The following is a 22,215-nucleotide window of genomic DNA, read 5'->3' on the forward strand; positions in this document are numbered from 1 at the left end:
CCGTCGCGCCGAGTTCCGGCGCCGCGATTTTCGCGAGCGAGCCGCCGAATTTGCCTACCGCCGTACGCGCGGCCGATACGATCACTACGTCAGTCATTTTCTATCCTCGTGAAACTGCGAAAGCGTCAACGGACTTCCGTTTGCGAAGCGATGCACGCCATACGGAAACGCATCCATTACGAATGGATTCGGTGAGTTCGATTCGAACCCGGGCGATTGATGCGCAGCGTCGATTGCGGAGCGATGTCCGACCGTCCGATGCTTGAGCGAGCGACTTTCAAAGGGCGTCGCGCCGACTGCGGGATGACCTCGCCTGAAGGACGCGGTCTCTTCCGCATAGAAAATCCCGAACGGGATGCGGCAAACGTGCAGCCAATTGCGTGGTCCATTTATATGGGCCTTTAATAAAATCTCTCAGGTTCAGCACCGCCCTTCTCTTTCGCCTTGCCGCGCAAATCGCGCAGACGCAATTCCACCGCGCGAATTTCGCGCAGTCGTGCAGCAAGGTTTATCGGAAGTTATTCGGTCGTGCGTGCTTGTGCGACGCACCAAATTAGTAACAATTCTAAACGCAAAACATGCGTAAAAAATTTCATATTAGTAGGTAAAAACCCTAGATCGCGGAAAAACCGCTTATCTTTCATGTAAGAAATTCGCGAATTACTCGAACGCACGTTCAATAATCATCCTATATTACGGTGAAAATTGCGCGGTTGTATGATCACTTTGCGCGAATTCAGGTAATTAGGTAATACCTAAGCCCGGCATTTGAAGCATGCGCTACATTGAAAAGGTTTGCGCCGTCTTTAACGTTATATTCGAATTAACTACTGGGTATAACCATTCGATCTTTAATCGACGTGGTTATTCGGACACATATGACGCCATGATGAAAGTGCGAGCCATTAATCGATTGCCAATTGCTGCGGCATTTTGACATCCGTCAACAAAAAGTAATTGTGCCGGACGGCAGCAAAAGCCGCCCGACGTTCGGCCAAACCTTCACAGCGCCAGAACGAGCCTTTTGCCCTTCGCGCGTGAACAGCACGTCATCATGCGATTGTTCGACTGGCGTTCGCCTCGGGTCAGCACCACGTCGCGGTGATCGATCTCGCCTTCCAGCACGCGCACCTCGCACGATCCGCACAGCCCTTCTTCGCAGTCGCTCTGAACATCGACGTTCGCGCGTCTGAGCGTCCTGAGCAGTGTCTGATCGGCCGGGACGGTCAGGACGAGGCCGGAATCCTTCAGTTCGACTTCGAACGCGCGTTCCTTTTCGGGATCGAGCGTGCCGATCTTCGATTCGAAATGCTCGATTCGAAGCGCGTCTTCGGGCCACGACGCGCTCGCGTCGGCGAGCGCGTCGAGCATCCGCGCCGGGCCGCACGCATAAACGCGCGTGCCCTCCTCCACGGCGAGCGCGGCGAAGTCGTTGCGCACACCCTCTTCCGAGACGTACGCGCGCAGACGCTCGCCGTGCAGCGCGCGCATTTCAACGAGAAGGGCCATGGACGCGCGCGAGCGTCCGCTGTAGTGCACTTCGTAGTCGATGCCGAGCGAACGCGCGCGACGCGCCATCGCGCTGATCGGCGTAATGCCGATCCCGCCCGCGATCAGCACGAGCTTCTTGGCGGTCTCGTCGAGACGAAAGTGATTGCGCGGGCCGCGTATGCGCCAGTGCGCGCCCGGCTTCACGTTCTCGTGCACCCACGCCGAACCGCCACGGCTCTCGCTCTCGCGCAGCACGGCGATTTCGAACGCGCGGGCGTCGGCGGGATCGCCGCACAGCGAATACTGGCGCGAGATGCCGGTCTCGCCGCACACGACATCGATATGCGAGCCCGCCGTCCAGCGCGGCAGATCGCGTCCGTTCGCCGACACGAGCCGCACGCGCACGATGCGATCCGCGCATGTCTCGACCGAATCGACGATCACCGCGCGGCTCACCGCATGCGACGACGGCTCGCCGATCCGCACGACCGCGCGCGGCTCGCGCACCGATGAATCGGCGCGCTCGGGATTCATCGCCGGATCCCATTCCACATATAGATGCTCCGGCCCGCGAAACGACGTGTTCGGCACATACGTGAAGCGTTGTTCGGCGAGGCGCATGTGCGGCAGACGGCGCGTGAGCTCGTCCAGAAAAACCTGCATCTCCATGCGCGCGAGATTCTTGCCCATGCACTGATGCGCGCCATAGCCGAACGTCAGCTGATCGCTGGCGTTTTCGCGGCGGATGTCGAAAAGATCGGCATCGGCGAACTGATGTTGATCGTGATTCGCCGACGACGTCACGATCAACAGCTTCGATCCCGCCGCGATCTCGATGCCGCCGATCGTCACGTCCTTCGTCGCGAGCCGTCGCCATGCAGCGACCGAGCCGTTATGCCGCAAGCACTCTTCGACTGCGTTGGGAATCAGGCTCGGGTCGTCGCAGATGTCGCGCCAGGCGTCGGGGTGTTGCAGCAGCAGTTTCATCGCGTTCGCGGTCGCGTTGGCCGTCGTCTCGTGCGCGGCGACGATGCCCGCCATCATCATCGAATGCAGATAAGAGTCGGTGACGACTTCGGGCAGCTCCTTCTGCTTGCGGATGCCGTATTGCATCCAGCCGGGACCGGACGGATCTTCGCGCATCTTGTCGAGCACCTTGCCCGCGTATTGCCAGAACTTGCCGACCGCGTGCGCGACTTCGACCTGTTCCTCGGGCTTCGGCCGTCCCCATGTGTTGACCGTGTGCGCAATCGAATAGCGGCGCAGCGTGTCCATGTCTTCTTCGGGCACGCCGAGAAAATGCAGCGCGACGGTGAGCGGCACTTCCCACAACATCTGATCGACGAGATCGGCGCGGCCATCGTCGATGAAGCGATCGACGTACTCGCGCGCGAGCGCACGCACCATCGGCTCGTGATGCGCGAGCGCTTCTGGCGTGAACGGATCCATCAGCGCGCGGCGGCGCGGCATGTGCGCGGGCTCGTCCTCGTTGACGAGCGTGCGGTTCAGCGCGAATCCGTAGGACGCGAGCACCGCGTTCGCTTCCGGGCCGGTCGGCGTGATTTTCTCGAGCGCGATCGACGGACTGAACGTGATGTTGTCGCGGAAAATCGCCTTGATGTCGTCGTAGCGCGTGACGACCCAATAGCCGAGCTTCGGGCTGTAGAACACCGGTTCCTGTTCGCGCGCCCATCGCACGTATTCGGGCGGGTCTTGCTGATAGCCGTCGCCGAACGGATCGAACTCGGCCGCGCCCGCGCTGATCGGGCAGCCGTTCGGTGCTTTGACGTGGAATGGGCAATGCGGCGCAGCGGTCATGCTCGTCTCCTGTTTTTTTCGCGTGACCACAGTATGCAACGCGTCACCACTTCCAGCGCACGCCCAATCCTCCGCCGATGGAATCGCGATGCGAACCGCCGATGTTCGTCGAATACACGAGGTTCGCGAAGAGACTGCCGCGCGCGCTCACTTTCGCGACGATGCCCGCGCCGAATTGCGCGGTCGTCGCGGAGACGTTCGTCGGAATGACGGTCGTGCCCGCGAACGTCGTGGTGTCCGTCGCGCCGAAGTAGCGCCACAGGTTCGCGGTCACATACGGCTCGAAGGTCGTGCGGGCCGCATCGAAATGACCGTAGAGGCGCACGCCGAGCCGGCCGACGAAGCCGCTCGCTTGGTCGAAGGACACGGACGAAATGCCGTCGTCGATGTCGTGGAGATTCGCGTGTTGCCAGATGAGTTGCGCTTGCGGTTCGATCGCGAGGCGGGCGGATAGCGGAATCGGCAGACCCGCTTCGACCGATGCGGCGAACGCGCTGCCGTGCGTCGTCGCGCCGACGCCGCGGTTCGATTGCGGATCGGCGGTGAGCGAACTGCCGAGCAGCACGGCGTCGGTGTACCAGCCGCCCGGGCCGATGTGCGTCCAGTACAGCCCCGCGCTGTACGCGTTGATCGACAGGTGGCCGACGCTCGAGTTCGGAAAGCCGAGTGCAAAGCCGTCGACGTCGCCGCTCGCGCGCGCGAAGCCGAGGAAGAAGCCGTAGTGATTTCGATGACCGGCCGGCGTCGCATCGGCATGGATATCGTGGCCGACCTGCAGGCCGCCGATGCCGCCGCTGAATTCGGGATCGGCCGCGCCGCTGTTGTGCTGGGTCGCGTGGCCGCCCCAAACGCGCGACCACGCGGCGGGCAGCGCGCCGGTTTCGGTCAGCAGCGACTGCTCGCCCTGACGTTCGTGGAATGTGCCGATCTGCTGGATCGCGAGTTCGCGGACGATCGGCGACAGCTCTGCGTAGACGGGCACTTCCATCCGATAGAGCGGGATCGGCGCCGCGCCGGGTGGCGGTGGCGGCGGCAGCGGTGGTGTGCCCGCGGCGGCGGTTGGTACGGGTTCGGGCGTTGGGGCTGGCGTTGGCGTCGGTGTTGGACTTGGCGTGGGCGTGGGCGTCGGAGCCGGCGTCAGTGTTGGTGGGGACGGCGGCGTCGGCGTTGGCGTTGGCGTTGGCGTTGGCGTTGGCGTCGGCGTCGGCGTCGGCGTTGGCGTTGGCGTTGGCGTCGGCATTGGCGTCGGCGTTGGCGTCGGCGTTGGCGTTGGCGTTGGCGTTGGCGTTGGCGTTGGCGTTGGCGTTGGCGTTGGCGTTGGCGTTGGCGTTGGCGTCGGCGTCGGCGTCGGCGTCGGCGTCGGCGTTGGCGTTGGCGTTGGCGTTGGCGTTGGCGTCGGCGATGGCGTTGGCGTAGGCACCGGCGTCGGCGTCGGCACAGGCACAGGCACAGCAGGCGCGGGCGGCACGCTCGAACGCAGATACCAGTTGTCCGCCGTTCCGTCACTCACACCGCCCTTGAACAGGAAATACCTGTAAGCGCCCACCTCCAGCGGATGTGCGAGCGAAAACGCCCCCGCCGACGTCGTCGCCCCGTTCGTCGCCTGCACGACCAGAATGCCGTCGTTCACCGTCAGCCCGCCGATGCCGCCGACATTCGTCACGCCGATCGACGTCGTTCCCGCACCCGCGCCTTGTGCGATCACGAGCCGGTCGCTCGGCGCGCCGTCCGCGCCGAGCACGCTCTGCACGAGAAGCCGTCCGTCGTTGCCCGTGTAGTTGCCGTTAACCACGAACGCATCGCTCGTGCTCGAACCGCCGTTCGTCAGATCGATCGTGCCCGCGTTGTTCAGCGCGACAAGTCGCCCCGCGATCGCCGGCTGTACCGACGTGCGTCCGATGCCGCCCGCGAAAATCGTGCTCGTCGCGTCGAGATTGAGCGCGCCGGTTCCGGTCGCGGCATCGCCGAGCGTCAGACCTTTCGCGTCGAATGTGAGTTGCGTATTGTTCGACGCGTTCACCGTCTCCCAATTCGAAAAGCGCGCGAGGCCGCTTGCCTGCACGTTGTCGAACGTGAGCGAATCGGTGCCCGCACCGCCATCGAAGCTCGTGGTCGCGGCGAGCGTCGCGTCGTTCAGATTGCGGATCACCGCCGAATCGTTGCCCGCGCCGAGCGACACCGGCCCGGCGATCGTGCCGCCGCTCCAGATCAGCGTATCGACGCCGAAAGTCGTCGTCACTCCTTGCCCGATCGAGCCGCCCGCGATCGCCAGCGAGTTCGTGCCGCTGCCGAGATCGACGCGTCCGCCGATCGTCCCGCCCGACAGCGTGAACGTGTCGTCGTTCTGCGCGGCGGTCACGTTGCCGTCGACCTGTCCGCCCGACATGTCGAACACGTTGTTTCCGACATTCAAATCCACCGTTGCGAGGCGCCCGCCAGTGATCTTCACGACGTCGCCGTTCGCGAGCGTGCCAAGCACGCGCCCGCCCGATATCGAGAACGTGTCGCGCCCGTCGCCCTGATCGATGGAATCGATCTGTCCGCCTGTCATCGTGGCGGTGTCGGCGCCGTCGCCCTGGCGAATCTGTCCGGTGATGACGCCGCCGTTCATGTCGAAAGTATCGTTACCGGTATCGGTGCGTACGGCGACGCCCGCGCCCCCCGCAATGGTCCCGCTATTGATGATCGACACGTTGATCTTGCCGGTCGCGGCAATCGCCTCCGCGCTCGTGCCGCGAATCGCGCCGCTGTTGCCGATCGTTTCTGCGCCATTGGCAATCGTCACGCCGGTCGCGCCCTGAACCGTGCCGGCGTTGTCGATCGCGCCACCCCGATTCGCGACGATGCCGCCCGCCTGCTGGCTGACGATGCTCGCGCCCGCCGCATTCGTGACGGACGCCGCATTCGCGAGCGACACGCCCGCCCCGCCCGCGCCACGCGCGACGATCGATCCTGTGTTGGTGATCGCGCCGGGCGTCGCATCCTGCGAAACGATGCCGGACGCGTTGTTGCCCGACACGTCGATGGTGCCGTTGTTGGTCACGACGTTCTGGCCCGGTGTACCGGCCACGAACATGCCGTTTGCGCTCGCGCCGGTCGTCGTGATGGCGCCATTGTTCACGAGCGTGTCGCCGCTGGTTCGCGCCGCCATGCCATGAGAACCCGCCCCGCTCGTCGCGATCGCGCCATCGTTGACCAACGTGCCGCCGCCCGGACTGGCGAAGTCGTTCATAGCCGAAGCGCTTGCACCGCTCGTCGTGAGCGTGCCGCCTGCCTCGTTGCGCATCGTGACGGCGGCGGCGTTGTTGAACATCGCTTCCGAATTCGTGCCGACCGTGAAGATCGCGCCGCGATTGACGAGCGTGTTGCGCCCGGTCGTCGCGCTTTGCGACGTCATGGCGTCGAAACCGTCACCTGTGATTTGCAACGTGCCCTCGTTGGTCGCCGTGCTGGTGTTGCGCACGAATAGCCCGTTGCCGGCAATGTCGAGTTCGACGCCCGTCAACACATTGATCGTCACGTTGACGCTGCCCGGCACCGCGATGACCGATACGTTCGAAGGATTGGGCGAGCGTGTATCGCAAGTCGCGGTCTGATTGGACTGCGGCGCAGTCCTGTCGCACCCGGCGACAGCGGGCGCCACGCGAACGAGACAGGACACGCCGAACGCAAGCGATAACGCATGAGCGAGCGGCGTCGATCGCATCGGAAGCGAAAAGCGGCGCATGGGTTCTCCGGCTCCGCTGACGATTTCATTTTTATCAGCAGTGCTTCGCATCGTTGCGACGATGATCGGCCCGCTGATTGCTGCTTCTCGTCAACGTTTTTGCTCAGAGTAGTCCACGCATTGCGCGTCAGCAATGTCCGCTTGATCGCTTGCCGCTTCAGATGGGCTTGCCCTCGCTCGATGCCCAATTGGGCATCAACGCGTTGCTCGGCAATGTTTCGTCGATCAGCTTTTCGGCCGTTCGCCGGCCCGCGACCGGCAGCCCTTCGGGGTTCAGCACACCGATCTGCACCAGCACCGAAGCCTGATCCCAGTAGATATGCTCGTTGTAGAGCTTGTCGCCGCGAAAGCGGATAACGGCTAGCATCGGAACCTCGAAGTATTTTCCCGTCGGCGCGAGGCCGGGCAGCAGCCAGTCGATTTCGCAACTATGCGTCGCACAGAACACGAATTCGTCGACGACGCGATCCGCGCCGATCGTGCGCGATACCGGAATCAGCTTCGTATCGGCGGGATTCGAGTGGACGAAGTGATATCGATAGAAGCGCTTCAACTGATCGTGCCCAACGCCGCCTGTCATCGTCGGGACGTGGTTCACGTATGGCTCGGCGACCATCGTCGGCATGACGGCGTCGACGTCGCGCGTGGCGAATTCGAAATAGCAGTGCTGCTCCCACAGGTGATTCAGATCGAAGTGCGGACCGAGCACCTTGCGCAACATCGAAAGCGTGCGTGAGTACGCCATCAGCGCGGCGGGTTTGTCGTAGTGCGCGGAATCCGAAACGATGAAGCCCGCCGACGCGCCCGGATAAACATAGCGTTCGATGTGCGGTCTGCCCGTGAGCGCCGGCTCGACTTCGCGCGCATCGTGCGCCGCGCGTTCGGCGAAGTGGAAGACCATCGGGCAGCGGATCGTCGGGATATCGGCGAGACAGGCGCTGAAATCGTCCGCGTAGTAGCAGGCGGCGCAATCGACGTCGGCCTGCGCGGCGATGCGCGTCGCGAAGCGGCCGCCGCGCCCGTACCCGATCACGCCCACTTTGCCGGCGTGCTGCGGCAACGCGCGCAGGGCATCGACGAGCGCCGCGAAATTGTCCGCGGCGATACCGCCGGGTCGCGGATCGTGCCCGGGAAGTTGCGGCGCGATCACGACGTACCCTTCTTCGGCGTACAGATCGGCGGAGCGCATGACGAATTCGTCGAGGCCGGCCGCGTCGTGCAGCAACACGATGCCCGGTCCCGAACCTTTCGCGGGCTGCGTGACGTAAGCCGGAATGATCGTGCCGTCGCGAAGCGTGATGTCGATGAAGCTGCCGCTCATATCTGCGTCTCCTTATATATAGAGGTTGTTCTTGCGCTTACGACGTCAGCGTGTCCGCGAGCAGCTTCACGTTCAGCGCGACGATCACGGCCGCGACGAGCCACGCCAGCGCGCTCGTCCAGCGCGAAATCGCGAAGACGCCCATTTTTCGCCGGTCCGATACGAAGCGCACCAGCGGAATGACGGCGAATGGCAGTTGCATCGACAAAATGACCTGGCTCAGCACGAGCAACTGGCCGGTGCCCTTTTCGCCGTAGATCGCCGTCACGACGATCACGGGAACGATGGCGATCGCGCGCGTGATGAGACGCCGCGCCCAGTTCGGTATGCGCAGGCGCAGAAAACCTTCCATCACGATCTGGCCGGCGAGCGTCGCGGTCACGGTCGAGTTCAGGCCCGACGCGAGCAATGCCACCGCGAAGAGCGTCGATGCGATGCTCAAGCCGAGGAGCGGCGAAAGCAGGCGGAACGCATCGCCGATTTCCGCGACCTCGTCATGACCGTTCGCGTGAAACACCGCGGCGGCGACGATCAGGATCGCCGCGTTGATGAAAAGCGCGAGCGTCAGCGCGATGGTGCTGTCAATCGTCGCCCAGCGAATCGCAGCGCGCCGGGCCGTGACGGACTTGCCATACGCGCGCGTCTGCACGATCGACGAATGCAGGTAAAGGTTGTGCGGCATGACCGTCGCGCCGAGGATGCCGATGGCGACATACAGCATTTCGCGATCGGCGACGATGCGCGGCGACGGGATGAAGCCGCGCAGGACTTCGGCGAACGGCGGCGCGGCAGCGGCGATCTGCAACGCGAAGCAGCTCGCGATCACGACCAGAAGCGCGATGACGAAGGCTTCCAGCAGACGGAAGCCTTTGTTGATGAGAAGCAGCAGAAGGAAGGCATCGAGCGCGGTGAGGAGCGCGCCCGCGATCAGCGGGATGCCGAAGAGCAGTTGCAGCGCGATCGCGGTGCCGATCACTTCGGCCAGATCGCACGCGACGATCGCCGCTTCGCAGGCGAGCCACAGGGCGAAGTTCACCGGCTTCGGATAATGATCGCGGCAGGCTTGCGCCAGATCGCGCCCGGTCGCGACGCCCAGTCGGACGGCGAGCGCCTGAAGCAGAATCGCCATCAGGTTCGAAAACAGGATGACGGCGAGCAAGGTGTAGCCGAAGCGCGAGCCGCCAGCGATGTCGGTTGCCCAGTTGCCCGGGTCCATATAGCCGACCGAAATCATGTAGCCGGGACCCGCGAACGCGAGGAAGCGCCGAATCCATCGGCCGGTTTCGGGCACATGAACCGACGCGTACACCTCGGGGAGGCTCGGGCGGAACGCGTCGTCCTGCTCGGGCGGTTTCGAAGCGGGGCGTACAGGATCAAGCATCGGCTCGTTTCTCCTGCGGAAACCTGCTGTGGATGTTGTGAAAATATGCGCCGCGGCGAGTGAACATTCAAGCGCATCGGACGGGCGTTGGTTACAGATGCCGTAGCCCTGCGCTTCGCATCTGATAATCGGACTTATCAGATGTAGCGATTTTTCTTGTCAAATTCGAACTCGGTTGCTAACCTCGGCCCAAATCACTGAAACGTAAGGATAAATGCCAGACAACACAGGGCGCTCCAGAGAGCGCTTGGCAGATAACTCGGGGCAGGCGAATGCGCCGAGCCGTCTCACGCGTCAACACTTCGCGCTTTATCGCGGTTATCTCGACGGCGTTTCCGAAGCACAGTTGCATGCATCGTATGGCGATTCCAGCGCCGATGTACGCTCGACTCGACGGCTGATCGAGGCGCTGCGCGACACGCTTTCCGTTCTCGCACGCCGCGCACGGGACACGGACGCGGCTCACCTGCTGCGGCTTCGTCCCGGCAGCATCCCGCTGTTCGAGCCGCCGCCCGCCGCCGTCGCCCCGCCGCTCGACGCGTTCCGCGAAAAAATCGATCCGGACGGCGTGTACGGCGAATCGGAACTGCTCGCGCTTTACGAGGAGGCTTATCCGCCCGAGAGCTCGCCTGCTCTCGATCGGCGCGCGGCGCGTAACGCCCGATTGCGTCGCCGGCAGGCGGACGCGCTCGCGCGCATGGAGGCGTCGCTCGCACAGGATCCACGTCCGGATCATCCGGTCGATGGCTGGTTCGAGCCGGCCGTCGCCGCGCGATTGACTGCCGCCGGACTTTCGACGCTCGCGGATGTCATCGAACTCATCGAGCGGCGACGGCATCGGTGGTATACGGCCGTGCCACGGCTCGGTCCAAAAGGCGCGCAACGCGTGGTCGACTGGCTGCAACTCCACGCCGAGGCACTCCGCCACACGCTTTCGCCGGCCGCGCTCGTGCCTCGGCGCCAGTGGCAGCCCGGAGACGTCGTGTCGACGCAAAGCGCGGACGTCGACGCAAGCGACTCGATCGCCATTTCTCCTCTTGATACGTTGCGGGTTCCGCTGGCGCTCGACGGCTCGAAAGGGTCGAATCGGGCGCACGCGCACCCGCGATTCGATACGGACATCCGCGCGATCATCGCTTGGCTAGAGGCCCGGTCAAACAGTACGCACACGCGGCGTGCCTATCGGCGGGAGGCGGAACGCCTGCTGCTGTGGGCGTTGATCGAGAAAGGCAAGCCGATTTCGTCTCTCGATGCAGCCGATTGCGCCCAGTACGTCGGTGTTTTTCTCGCGGATCCGCAGCCGGCGGCGCGCTGGATCGCGAAGGGTCGCCCTGAGCGTTGTTTTGCCGACTGGCGCCCTTTTGCCGGCCCGCTTTCCGATCGCAGCCGCGAAACGGCCCGGTCGATATTGGGCGCCATGTGCGAGTGGCTCGTCGGCGAAGGTTATCTGGCGGCCAATCCGTTTGCCGGATTTGCGCGTGTCGCGACGCCGCCGGTATTCGATTCGGCGACGCGGTCGCTCGATCTGACGCAGTGGAAATGCGTGTTGCAATCGGTCGAGCGGACCGAATACTCGTTCGTCGAGCATCGCGACAAATTGGCGCTGCTTCTCGCGTACGCCACGGGCCTGCGACGGGCCGAACTCGCATTCGCAACCACCGACGCGCTCAGCGCCGGGCGTCTTTCCGGCGTGGACGGCGTGGTCTGGCGGCTTGCCGTCGATGGCGGCCGCGGCGCGACGCGGACGGTGCTTTTGCCGCCGATCGTCGTTGAAACGCTCATCGAAAACCTGGCGATGCGCGGATTGCCGCGCCCGTTGGATTGCGCCGAAGGCACGCCAATACTCGCGCAGGCGCGCGGCGGACAGTCATTGACGCCCGACGGCATCGGGAAAATTTTCAAGACGATTTTCTCGAACGCGGCCGCATTGATGGAATCTCATGCGCCCGGCGCTGGCAGGCACCTGACTCGCGCGAGCACGCATTGGCTGCGCCACACACATTCGACGCACGCGCTCGGACACGGCGCGGATCTGCGCGAGGTCAGCGCCGGACTCGGCCATTCCGATGTTTCGACCACCGCTCTGTATCTGGAAAACGAAGACGCGGGGCGTTTCCTTGGCATCGAGAAGTTGATTCGCGGCATCTCGTCAACGCGAAAACCTTCGGATCGGTCCTAATTTCGCGTTTACACGAGCGTCGAGCGTTGTAAAAATGTCCGCTGCGGGCGATCAAGCACTTCAGAGTTTACTTGAGGTTTACCGGTTCGCCGTTTATTCTTCGGTTTGCAGCTTGTTTTCCACAAACCGAAGAATTATTTGCTTACCCAGGCCCGCCAGTGACTGCGAATTCCATGCTAAGCGCTCGGCTTCCCGAAGTCGATCAATCCGTTTCGATCGAAACTCTCTTGGGGGTGGCCGCCCAAGCCACTGACATTCTCAATCAGATCCGCGATGCAATGTTGGAGCCGTATCCGCGCAAAAGCGCACCAACATTCACGAGCGCGCAGGTCGCGTCGCTCTGCGGCATCGACAAGCAGCGGTTCCAGTACCTGACGACCAAGGGCGAGCTGCCAGCGGGCACGTCCAAGGGCGCGGGCCGCAGCAAGGAATTCACGCTCGAAGAAGCGCTCACATGGATCCGCGCGACGAAAGAACGCCCCCGCCGGCCTGAAGGCAAGCGCGGGCGGATCGTGACCGTCGCGAACTTCAAAGGTGGCGTCGCCAAGACCACAACCGCCGTCTCGGCCGCACAGGCCCTGACGCTGCTCGGCCGCAGAGTGCTGGTCATCGACTGCGATCCGCAGGGCACGACGACACAGCTATGCGGCTGGGCGCCCGACGCCGAAATCTCGGACGATCAGACCCTTCTTCCGCTGATCTACGGCGATCAGCAGACGCTGCACTATGCAGTGCAGGAAACGTACTGGCATAACTTGGATCTCATCCCGGCTTCGTCATCGCTCTTCGATGCGGAGTTCGAGATTCCCGCCAAGGTGCTGAACGACAGCACGTTCGAATTCTGGGAAATCGTCCGCAAAGGTCTCATGCCGCTGACGGAAGAGTACGACGCCGTCGTCATCGACACGCCTCCGGCGCTCAGCTATCTCACCATCAACGCGCTGCTCGCGTCGGATGCGATTCTGCTGCCCTGCCCGCCCGAGGCGCTGGATTTCGCAAGCTCGACACAGTTCTGGCATCTCTTTGCGGATATCGCCAAGAAGCTGCCGGGCGTGCTCGAGCAAAAGCGCTTCGACTTCGTGAACGTGATTCTGACCAAAGCCAAGTCGGATGACGTGTCGCGTGTTGTGCGCGGTTGGCTTCAGAAAGCATACGGCGATCGCGTCCTGCCTTTCGAGATTCCGGAGTCGACCGTACCAAAAGGTGCGTCGGCGCAATTGTCGACGGTATATGACTTGTCGAAGCCGGACGGCAGCACGGCCGCTTACAACCGATTCAAAGAGCCGCTCGACCGGCTCGCCGAGCATCTCGACGCGCAGTTCGCCCGCGCGTGGAATCAGACGGAGGATTAAATGGGCATCGGGGACAGACTCCTCGCCAAGACAGCGAACATCGGCAGTAAGCCCACAGAAGGAACGCAAGCGCGTCCAGTCAGCACGGAACCGCGCACGTCTCCCGGTCGGTTGATGGATGCGCAGCATCGCATCAATACGGCGCAGGCGCGCATCAAAGAACTTGAGTCCCAACTCGAGGAACGAGCGGCGCTCGAAGTGCCGCTCGATGCGCTCGTGGAAGTCAGCGGACGGCGTCGCAAACTCACGGCCGAGCAGTTCCAGGAGTTGAAGAGCAATCTCGCACAACACGCACTCGCCACGCCTATTCTGGTGCGCGCTTTGCCGGATGCTCGTTACGAGATCGTTGCGGGACATAACCGCGTCGCTGCATACCGGGAACTCGGACGATCGACGATACGCGCCAACGTTGCGTCGATCGAAGAAGGGGAAATCGAGTTCGCGGCGTTTTTCTCGAACCTGCTATCGCCATCGCTTACGGATTTCGAGAAGTATTGGAACTTCAAACGATTGCAGGAATTGAGCGGACTCTCGCGCACGGAAATTTCTGAGAGCGCCGGATTGAGCAAGAGTCACGTCACGCGAATCTTCTCATTCGACGCCCTTCCAGAGGCAGCCAAAGCCGCACTCGCCGAAAAGCCAGAGCGACTCGGCAGCAATGCCGCGCAAAAGCTCGCGGCGCTAACAGAAGCCGGCAAGGCGGAAAAGGTCGTCGAAGCCGTCCGACGGTTGGTCGAAGACGAGAATTTTACGCAGGACAAGGCGGTCGCCCTCGTCGCGGAAAAGCCGCGCGCAGTGACTCCAAGCGCAACAGTGGTCCGAGCGGGCCGCAGGAAGGTCTGCGAAGTGTCCACGCGAAATGGTGTGGTGGGAGTTCGTTTCTTCGAGAAGGACGCGGGCGACGCAGAGCAATGGGGACAGCGCATTGCTGACTTCATCAACAAGACACTAAGTGAATCGGAGCAAGACTGAGGCTCTACTAGAGTTTTCTTTTAAATCAATGACTTAACGAGAACCGGAAAGTCGTTGACACTGAACCTAGTAGAACCTCTTTGCAAATAAGAGACTTAGCGTAGTGGCAAACCTGAGGGTGCTATGTAACGAACAAGTTCCACAAAGACAAAAGCCTTCGGCGCCAACCGAAGGCTTTTGAATATCGGGCTTAACTGCTTATCGCCCGGTCCGCTTCCCGACGCCAATCGGGTCACGAGTACGCAACTCGAAGTTTAGCGGAACGCGATTAGCAGTCAAGCATTTGTCTTCCATTTTTCGAAATGGACGTACTTGACATGCGTATCGCGCAACTTTCCGTTGCAGGCGAGGCTCTTTCTCGCCTAAAAAACTCTGGACCGTCTTCAGCGGTTGCCGATCAAGAAGCTCTCGATGAGTACGCTTGTGATCGTTCGAATCTGCCTTGGGTCATTTTCCGGGCCGCTCATCGAGCCACGCACACGACGGCGTTGCCTGCACGCGCGCGTGCCCTGCTCGCCGCCTTGGCCCGCACAGTCGACGCATCTCGTCCGTTCGCACCCATCTTCGCGCGGCGCGAACTGCTCACGGGCCGGGCCCAGCAATCCATGCGGACCTTCTATCGCAGCATGGACGACCTCCAGGGCGCCGGGTTTATCATCCGGCCGCCTCAGACCCGCTATGGCGCTGCCGGCCTGTTTGGTCGCGCATATATCCACCTGACGCAGAAGGCAGCCGCTTTGCTCGGACTCGTTGACGTAGCCGATGCGACCACTACGCAGCCCGCTCAACATCGGGAGAGCGCGTCAGACGCACAAGCCGGCTTTTCTGACGGCCATCCGTCTGTCACCGTGGCAGACGGTGCTATATATAAGGATCTACTCCCTAATACTCAAAAGAGACAACCAGGACGACTTCCCGCCGATCTGCAACGCCTCGTGCCTCTGGGATTTCGTGAATTCCTGATCTTCAAACTGATGCGAGAAGCGAAAGCCCACGGCAAGCTTCTCTCCGATGTCGTCGAAGCAAGTTGGGCACCCTTGCAACGCGCAACGCATCCGATCAGCTACCTTCGCACCCTTCTGCGAGTCCCGGTCGACTTCGCCTATCGGGCGCGAAGCCAGCGCGAAGCCCACGTGCAGCAGCAAATCGAGCGAACGACTTCTGCGCGCACAGATGAAGTTGTAGGCGGTTTGGCCGGCCGGTCATTCGTCAGCCGCGACGGCTTGCGCCGCTACCGCGTCTCCGACGACGCCCGTTCCATCGTCATCTGCCATCGCGACGAGCCGCATCCGCGCGTCCATGCGGGCACATGGCAGAAAGATTTCGTTGCGGCCTTTGAGGCAGGTCACATCCTGCTCGACGACAAAGATCGCTTCGGCTCTCACGTCGATTTCCCGACGCCTCGAGCCGCAGTCCCGACCGACCTCCAGCGCACATCCGAAGCGCGCCTGAGCGACATCAAAGCGCTTCTCCGCTTGAAGAGCGTGGGCGGGACCCCATCTGCGAAACCAAGGGACGTGGCGCGACCAATGCTGAAGGACAAGTCCGCTATCGCCCCTTTGAGTTCGCTTTTGCAGGCGGTGCTCGGTGCGGCGCCATCAACCAATTTTCGCGATTCACCGGGTACGAGTTCGTGCTGAACGGGCGGCCAAAACATCAGATGAATCGACGTGAGACCGCCCCCGAAACTTTTTTGAATTAGGCTGCTGCGTCGCAGCAAAAGCTGATATACTCTAAGGTTGCGCCTGAATGGGCGATTGGAAAACGCAAACACCGCGTCTGGATGCGGTTTGCGTGCTTTGCTCGATGCGATTTTCAGCAAGCCGTCCGTGGTCGAAGCTGTCATCGAAATCATCGCGAGCCGTTACGCTCGCTCCCGGGGATCTGTCGTCGCCGAGCAAACCTGTCGAGGAGAAAGTATGGCAAGTTTTGATCGGGAAGATTCGGAGCTGGATATCGTCGCGCCGGCGCGCAAGGCACCGGGCCGGCGGGCGAACAAAGGGAAGGGCCAGGCCGGCACGATACAGCCCGATGTCGCGATGACCGCCGAACAGAATGAAGAGCGTCAGCGTCAGATGCGCGCGCTCATCCAGTTGGGCAAGGAGCGCGGCTATCTCACGCACGCCGAGATCAACGACCACCTTCCGGATAACTTCGCTGAAACGGCGGCGATGGAAACCGTCGTCAGCACGTTCCGCGATATGGGTGTCGCGGTCTACGAGCAGGCGCCGGACGCCGAAACGCTGCTGCTGAGCGACAACGCCCCAAGCGTGGTGACGGACGAGCAATCGGACGAAGAAGCGGAAAACGCGCTGTCGACCGTCGATTCCGAATTCGGCCGCACGACCGACCCGGTTCGCATGTACATGCGTGAAATGGGCGCGACCGAGCTGCTCACGCGCGCCGGCGAAATCGCGATTGCGAAGCGCATCGAAGACGGGCTGCACGAGATGATTCAGGCGATCGCGGCGTGCCCGTCGACGGTCGCGACGATTCTCGCGGACGCGGCGCAAGTCGAATCGGGCGAGCTGAAGATCGACGAACTGGTCGATGGCCTGAAGGAAGAGGACACGGCAGATGAAGACATGTCGGCTTCCGATACGACCGAGTCCGCCGAAATCGATACGGATACCGACGAATCCGACAGCGACGAAGACGACGACGACGATCTCGATGGCGCTGGCGATTCCGCTGCATCGAACGAAGCGCGTCTGAAGCAACTGAAGGCCGACTGTCTGGAGATCTTCGCACGCGTGCGCGAGCTGGCGGAACAGGCGAGCAGTCCTAAGGGTTCGGGTGCCGCTGCGGCGAAGGCTGTCGAAAAGGCTCGAGCCGAAATCCAGCGCGAGCTCGGTTCGATCCGCTTCACGGCGAAGACCATCGACCGCCTGTGCGCGAACGTTCAGCAGCAGGTCGCGCAGGTGCGTGACATCGAACGTCGCGTGTTGCAGATCGCGGTGGATCGTTGCGGCATGCCGCGCGACAAGTTCGTCGAATCGTTCGTCGGTCACGAGACCGATCTCGAATGGACGGCACGTGCGTCGGCGGCTTCGAAGCAATACGGCGCGTCGCTCGAGCGCAGCCTGCCGGCGATTCAGGCAGAGCAGCAGAAGCTCATCGACATCGAAGGCGTCGTCGAGATGCCGCTGCAGCAACTGAAGAAGATCAACCGTCAGATGACGGCTGCCGAATTGAAGATGCGTCAGGCCAAGCGCGAGATGATCGAAGCGAACCTGCGTCTCGTCATCTCGATTGCGAAGAAGTACGTCAATCGCGGCATGCAGTTCCTGGATCTGATTCAGGAAGGCAACATCGGTCTGATGAAGGCGGTGGACAAGTTCGAATATCGCCGTGGCTGGAAGTTCTCGACGTATGCGACGTGGTGGGTTCGTCAGGCCGTGACGCGTTCGCTCGCCGATCAGGCGCGCACGATCCGCGTGCCGGTGCACATGATCGAAACGATCAACAAGCTGAACCGCATCTCGCGCGAGATCCTGCAGCAGACGGGCCTGGAAGCGCATCCGTCGGTGCTGGCCGAGCGCATGGAAATGCCGGAAGAGAAGATCCGCGGCATTCTCAAGATCGCGAAGCAACCGGTGTCGCTGGAAACGCCGGTCGGCGAAGATGCCGATGCAACGCTTGGCGACATGATCGAAGATCAGGGCGCTGCTTCCCCGGCAGAGGCCGCCGTGCACGCGAACATGCGCGCCGCGATCGACGATGCGCTCAACGCGCTGTCGCCGCGCGAGGCGAAGGTGCTGCGCATGCGCTTTGGCATCGACACGGCTTCGGACTATACGCTCGAAGAACTGGGTAAGCAGTTCGATGTGACGCGCGAGCGCATTCGCCAGATCGAGAGCAAGGCGATGCGCAAGCTCATGCATCCGAGCCGCGCCGACAAGCTGCGTCCGTTCCTGGATCGCTGATCTTGCGGGCCGCCTGGACTGACGTTCGGGCGAACTCTGAAGCGCGTGCCGCCAGAAATGGCGGCACGCGCTTTTTTATTTGCGCGATGACATCAGCCGTGCGTCGTGCCTTTAGGCATCCTTGACGACGCGCACGCCTGCAACGCGACGATCGCCTTGTTTGCGAGCGTGAGCGTTTCCTCGCAGGCGAGGCGGTCGCGAAAGATCGAGCATCCGCCGCCGGCGTTCACTTTCGCCACCGCGTTACGCAGCTTGTCGAGCGCGGATTGCGGCGAGCCGGCGTCGCGAATCATCGACGCGATATCGAACGCGCTGCCGGCGTCGGTTTCGACGTAGCCGGGGCATTGCGTTTGCGCGTGAGCCGCCATGCAGATCATGCCGGCAGCCGCAGCTAGCGAAAGGCGCCGGGCGCGGCGTCGAGAAGGGTAGAGGAGGGCATCCATTGGCGTCACCATCGTCAGATTCGCATTGACAAATCATGCGTTCGGCGAACTCGTGACGGCTGGAACGGACGAATGCTTGTCCACAGAATCGGTGGGCAAGATTGTGGATATCCTGAGCATCGCCGGGCCAACGCGTTGATGCGTAACGCATTTGACCCGGCGTACGAAATTCGCGCGTTGCTTCGTCTCCCATTCTGAACCGGTAAAAAAATTCGCGCCGGCCGCGTCAAAAAAGCCTAAATGCGGAATGCCTGGATGGTTTGCCCGAGTTCGCGCGCCTGCGCGTCGAGCGCGTGCGCGGCCGTCGCCGCTTCGTTCACGAGGGTGGCGTTCTTCTGCATCAAACGATCCATCCGCGATACCGCGTCGTTCACTTCGTCGATGCCGCTGCTTTGCTCGCGCGAAGCCGTCGCGATCGCTTCGACGAGCATCGACACGGCGTCGACGGAAGCGAGCAGATCGGCGAGCGTCGTGCCCGCGCGCATGACCGTCGAGCCGCTCGATTCGACGTGCGCGTTCACTTCGCGGGTCAATTGCGAGATTTCCTTCGCCGCGGCCGACGAGCGTCGCGCGAGCGCGCGAACTTCCTCGGCGACGACAGCAAAGCCACGTCCGAGCGACCCGGCTCGCGCCGCTTCGACCGCCGCGTTCAGCGCGAGCAGATTCGTCTGAAACGCGATGGATTCGATCACGCTCGTAATCTGCCCGATCTGCGCCGAACGCGACGACAAATCCGTCATGCGCGCGATTGCATCGGCGACGGCGCGTTCGCCATCCTTCGCGCGCCCAGACGCTTCCCTCGCCAACTCGCGCGCGCGATTCGCGTGATCGGCGTTCGCGCGAACGGTGGATGCGATCTGCTCCATGCTCGCCGACGTCTGCTGCAAGCTCGCCGCATGTTCCTCGGTGCGCGCGGACAGCGCGTGGTTGCCCTCGGTGATGTCCGCCGCCGCGACGCCGATGGTCTGCGTCGAGCGCTTGATGTCGCCGACCATCGACGCGAGCTGGCTGCGCATCAGGCTCATCGCGTACATCACACTTTGCGTGTCGCCGCGCGCGACGGGCACATCGGTCAGCAGATCGCCTTGCGAGACGCGCCGCGCCACGCTTGCCGCGAGTTCCGGTTCGCCGCCGAGCTGGCGCATGAGCGAGCGCGCCAACGAAAAGCAGAGCCAGCCGACGAGCGCCACGCCCGCCCCGATGCACGCGCCCACGCTCCATTGCACGATGCGGCTCACGCGTTGCGCGTCGTCGTATTCCTGCTGTGCGGCGGTGAGCTGAAACGCGCGCAGATCGGTGCTTTCCTTCTTGACGCGCTTCGCTTGCGGCTCGATCTGCTGCGTGACGATCCACTGTGCTTCGGCCAAATTGTTGGCGGCGAGCAGATCCGTCGACGGACGAAAGCCTTTGTCGCGCAGTGTCGCCCAGTCGGCGGCGAGGCGCCTTGCGAGCGGCGCTTCGGTCGAATCGAGCGGATAGCGCAGATAGCGGCCGAGCAGGGCATCGATATTTGCGACGCGCTGCTGCGTCGATGCGACCACGGCTTGCGTCTTTTGCGCCGATGGATCGAGCACGGCGTCGCTGATCGCGAACTGGCTTTGCGTGATGAGTTCGTCGATCGTGGAAATGGTCTGCAGCGCTTGCACGCGCCCTTCGAAGACGTGGCGTAGCGTGGCATTGCTTCGCTGGACGCCGAATAATCCGACGCTGCCGACCGCAACGAGCACGGCGGCGACCGCGCCCATGACGATCGCGAGGCGCGCCTTGACGGTGAACTTTGACATGTTCGGTAGAAGAGAAACGTGCGCGGAGAAGTCCGGAGGCGCGCAGCGGCCAATCATCGGACTTTTATGGAGAGCGCAATCTACCGATCGTCGACGACGTTTGTGTGACAAGCGCCGCGGTCACGCGCCGCAAACCTTTGCGTGCGCGTTCCCAACGAAAGCGACCGATGCCCCGCAATCAATCGCGCTTCGGAATCTCCAGTCCGCGCTTCACCGCAGGCCGCGCGAGAAACGCGTCGAGCACGCGCTCGACGTTCTTGAACTCGTGAAAATCCACCAGCTCGCGCGCTTCGTAAAAGCCGATCAGATTGCGCACCCACGGAAACGTGGAGATATCCGCGATGCTGTACTCGTCGCCCATGATCCAGTCGCGACCTTCGAGCCGCTTGTCGAGGACACCAAGAAGCCGCTTCGATTCGGCGACGTAGCGCGCACGCGGACGCTTATCCTCGTAATCCTTGCCCGCGAACTTGTGAAAGAAGCCGACCTGCCCGAACATCGGGCCGACGCCGCCCATCTGGAACATCAGCCATTGCAGCGTTTCGTAGCGCTTCGCCACATCGTCGGGCATCAACTGGCCGCTCTTCGCCGCGAGATAGACAAGAATCGCACCGGATTCGAAGAGCGGCATCGGCTCGCCGTTCGGTCCGTCCGGATCGATGATCGCGGGAATCTTGTTGTTCGGATTGAGCGACAGGAACTCGTCCGACATCTGATCGTTCTTGTCGAAGCGCACGAGATGCGGCTCGTAAGGCAGGCCGGTTTCCTCGAGCATGATCGAGACTTTCACGCCATTGGGCGTCGGCAGCGAATAGAGCTGAATGCGCTCGGGATGCTGAGCGGGCCATTTGCGGGTGATGGGGAAATCGGCAAGCGCGGTCATTTAGAGTCCTCGAAGGTCGAAGCGCCGAATATAACGATTTCGCGGCTTTCCTGCGTCGAAGACACCATCGCGCGCTGTCATCCGCTTGCCGCATCGACAGGAAAAGATTGAGGGATCTCGTACAGACGACGTATGTCGAAACGCGGAATCTGTTCTTGCCTCGACTACAAAAGCGATTGTAGGAATCGCAGCATCGATACGAGGATTGCGCGCAGCGCGAAGGTCAAGAAGTCAACGAACAACGAAGAAACCAAGCCCTTGCGGGAATGTGCAGCGCGAACGCGACGTGCGGGCCGGTCCACTGGCTCGGTTATTGCATCGGCACGGGTGCCCGGGAATCCGTGCCGGCCTTACGAACCGTTGGTTACGCTGCCATGAAAACCGCTCCTCTCGCAACGCTTACCGCAATCGCTGCCGTGGTCGGGGGACTGCTGCCCAGCCTGTGCACCGCCACGTCTCTCGAAAGCCAGCTCGACTGCAAGTCCAGCGCGCACAACTTCATCGCACCGCTCGTCGCCGATAAATCCATCGACGCGCGCCCCATGCGCGTCGAGGCGAATTCGGTCAACGCGTTCAAGCCGACCCAGGGAAGCGAGCTCACCGCTTACGGCTTTCGCGTGTATGCCGTGCTGGGCTACGAGCACGGCGACGACATGTTCAAGCGCGGCAGCGGCCAGCCGATCAACGATTCCGCGTATGGCGTCGTGGTGCTCGCCGCGTCGGAAACGGTCGAGGCGAAGGTGCGCGAATCGGGCAGCACGGCGGTCGTCAAACAGGTCGTGCCGATGATGATGACGGCCGTCTTCTGCGACGGCAGCGGCGCGAGCAAGACGACGGCCGGCGCCGTTACGACGGAAGCGTCGCGGAATCGCTGAATCATCGTCGATAATGTTCTCCCCAAAGGCGCGCGCAAAGTGTCGCGCGCCCGACAACAGGAG

The 22,215-nt window shown here is 62.5% G+C and carries 13 protein-coding genes; 6 read left to right on the forward strand and 7 right to left on the reverse strand.

What is annotated here, in order from left to right; translation table 11 throughout:
* Window positions 1-1,002: 1,002 nt before the first annotated feature.
* The 4 genes from QCE58_RS17590 to QCE58_RS17605 form a co-directional block, all read right to left on the reverse strand.
* On the reverse strand, window positions 1,003-3,309 hold the full coding sequence (locus tag QCE58_RS17590; RefSeq protein WP_250522111.1) for a cytochrome P450/oxidoreductase: 2,307 nt from the start codon (window positions 3,307-3,309) through the stop codon (window positions 1,003-1,005).
* Between the two features lie 43 nt (window positions 3,310-3,352).
* Entirely contained in the window at window positions 3,353-7,036 is a 3,684-nt protein-coding gene (locus QCE58_RS17595; RefSeq protein ID WP_250522112.1) for an autotransporter outer membrane beta-barrel domain-containing protein, read from the reverse strand.
* Between the two features lie 157 nt (window positions 7,037-7,193).
* Window positions 7,194-8,357, reverse strand: a complete 1,164-nt coding sequence (locus QCE58_RS17600) for a dienelactone hydrolase family protein (protein ID WP_250503424.1) — start codon at window positions 8,355-8,357, stop codon at window positions 7,194-7,196.
* A gap of 37 nt (window positions 8,358-8,394) precedes the next feature.
* The gene (locus QCE58_RS17605) at window positions 8,395-9,738 is read right to left on the reverse strand and encodes an Nramp family divalent metal transporter (RefSeq protein ID WP_250522113.1); all 1,344 of its coding nucleotides are present in this window, start codon (window positions 9,736-9,738) and stop codon (window positions 8,395-8,397) included.
* Between the two features lie 697 nt (window positions 9,739-10,435).
* Here QCE58_RS17605 and QCE58_RS17610 point away from each other — a divergent pair.
* The 5 genes from QCE58_RS17610 (at window position 10,436) to rpoD (ending at window position 18,167) form a co-directional block, all read left to right on the forward strand.
* Window positions 10,436-11,917: a site-specific integrase gene (locus QCE58_RS17610; protein WP_250522182.1), complete on the forward strand. Its 1,482-nt coding sequence runs from the start codon at window positions 10,436-10,438 to the stop codon at window positions 11,915-11,917.
* Window positions 11,918-12,090: 173 nt separating this feature from the next.
* A complete protein-coding gene (locus QCE58_RS17615; RefSeq protein WP_008347131.1) occupies window positions 12,091-13,269 on the forward strand; it encodes a ParA family protein in 1,179 nt (392 codons plus the stop codon).
* Window positions 13,270-14,241 (forward strand): ParB/RepB/Spo0J family partition protein, encoded by a 972-nt coding sequence (locus tag QCE58_RS17620; protein WP_008347132.1) that lies wholly within the window; start codon window positions 13,270-13,272, stop codon window positions 14,239-14,241.
* A 317-nt stretch (window positions 14,242-14,558) separates the two neighbouring features.
* Entirely contained in the window at window positions 14,559-15,881 is a 1,323-nt protein-coding gene (locus QCE58_RS17625) for a replication protein O (RefSeq protein ID WP_309779965.1), read from the forward strand.
* 279 nt (window positions 15,882-16,160) lie between these two features.
* Window positions 16,161-18,167 carry an RNA polymerase sigma factor RpoD gene (gene rpoD / locus QCE58_RS17630; RefSeq protein ID WP_250522115.1) on the forward strand — a complete coding sequence of 669 codons (2,007 nt, stop codon included), beginning with the start codon at window positions 16,161-16,163 and terminating at the stop codon, window positions 18,165-18,167.
* Window positions 18,168-18,259: 92 nt separating this feature from the next.
* On the opposite strand, the gene QCE58_RS17635 is transcribed toward rpoD, so the two are convergent.
* From QCE58_RS17635 to QCE58_RS17645, 3 genes are all read right to left on the reverse strand, one after another.
* Entirely contained in the window at window positions 18,260-18,535 is a 276-nt protein-coding gene (locus QCE58_RS17635) for a hypothetical protein (protein WP_008347139.1), read from the reverse strand.
* A gap of 311 nt (window positions 18,536-18,846) precedes the next feature.
* Complete coding sequence (locus QCE58_RS17640; protein ID WP_250522116.1) at window positions 18,847-20,394, reverse strand: methyl-accepting chemotaxis protein; 1,548 nt, start codon at window positions 20,392-20,394, stop codon at window positions 18,847-18,849.
* A 178-nt stretch (window positions 20,395-20,572) separates the two neighbouring features.
* Window positions 20,573-21,277, reverse strand: coding sequence for a glutathione S-transferase N-terminal domain-containing protein (locus tag QCE58_RS17645; protein ID WP_008347144.1), 705 nt, complete (start codon window positions 21,275-21,277; stop codon window positions 20,573-20,575).
* Window positions 21,278-21,651: 374 nt separating this feature from the next.
* On the opposite strand from QCE58_RS17645, the gene QCE58_RS17650 reads away from it, so the two are divergent.
* Window positions 21,652-22,152 (forward strand): hypothetical protein, encoded by a 501-nt coding sequence (locus QCE58_RS17650; protein ID WP_008347146.1) that lies wholly within the window; start codon window positions 21,652-21,654, stop codon window positions 22,150-22,152.
* Window positions 22,153-22,215 lie beyond the last annotated feature (63 nt).

It is taken from the genome of Caballeronia sp. LZ028 (assembly GCF_031451415.1).
Classification (GTDB): Bacteria; Pseudomonadota; Gammaproteobacteria; order Burkholderiales; family Burkholderiaceae; genus Caballeronia; species Caballeronia zhejiangensis.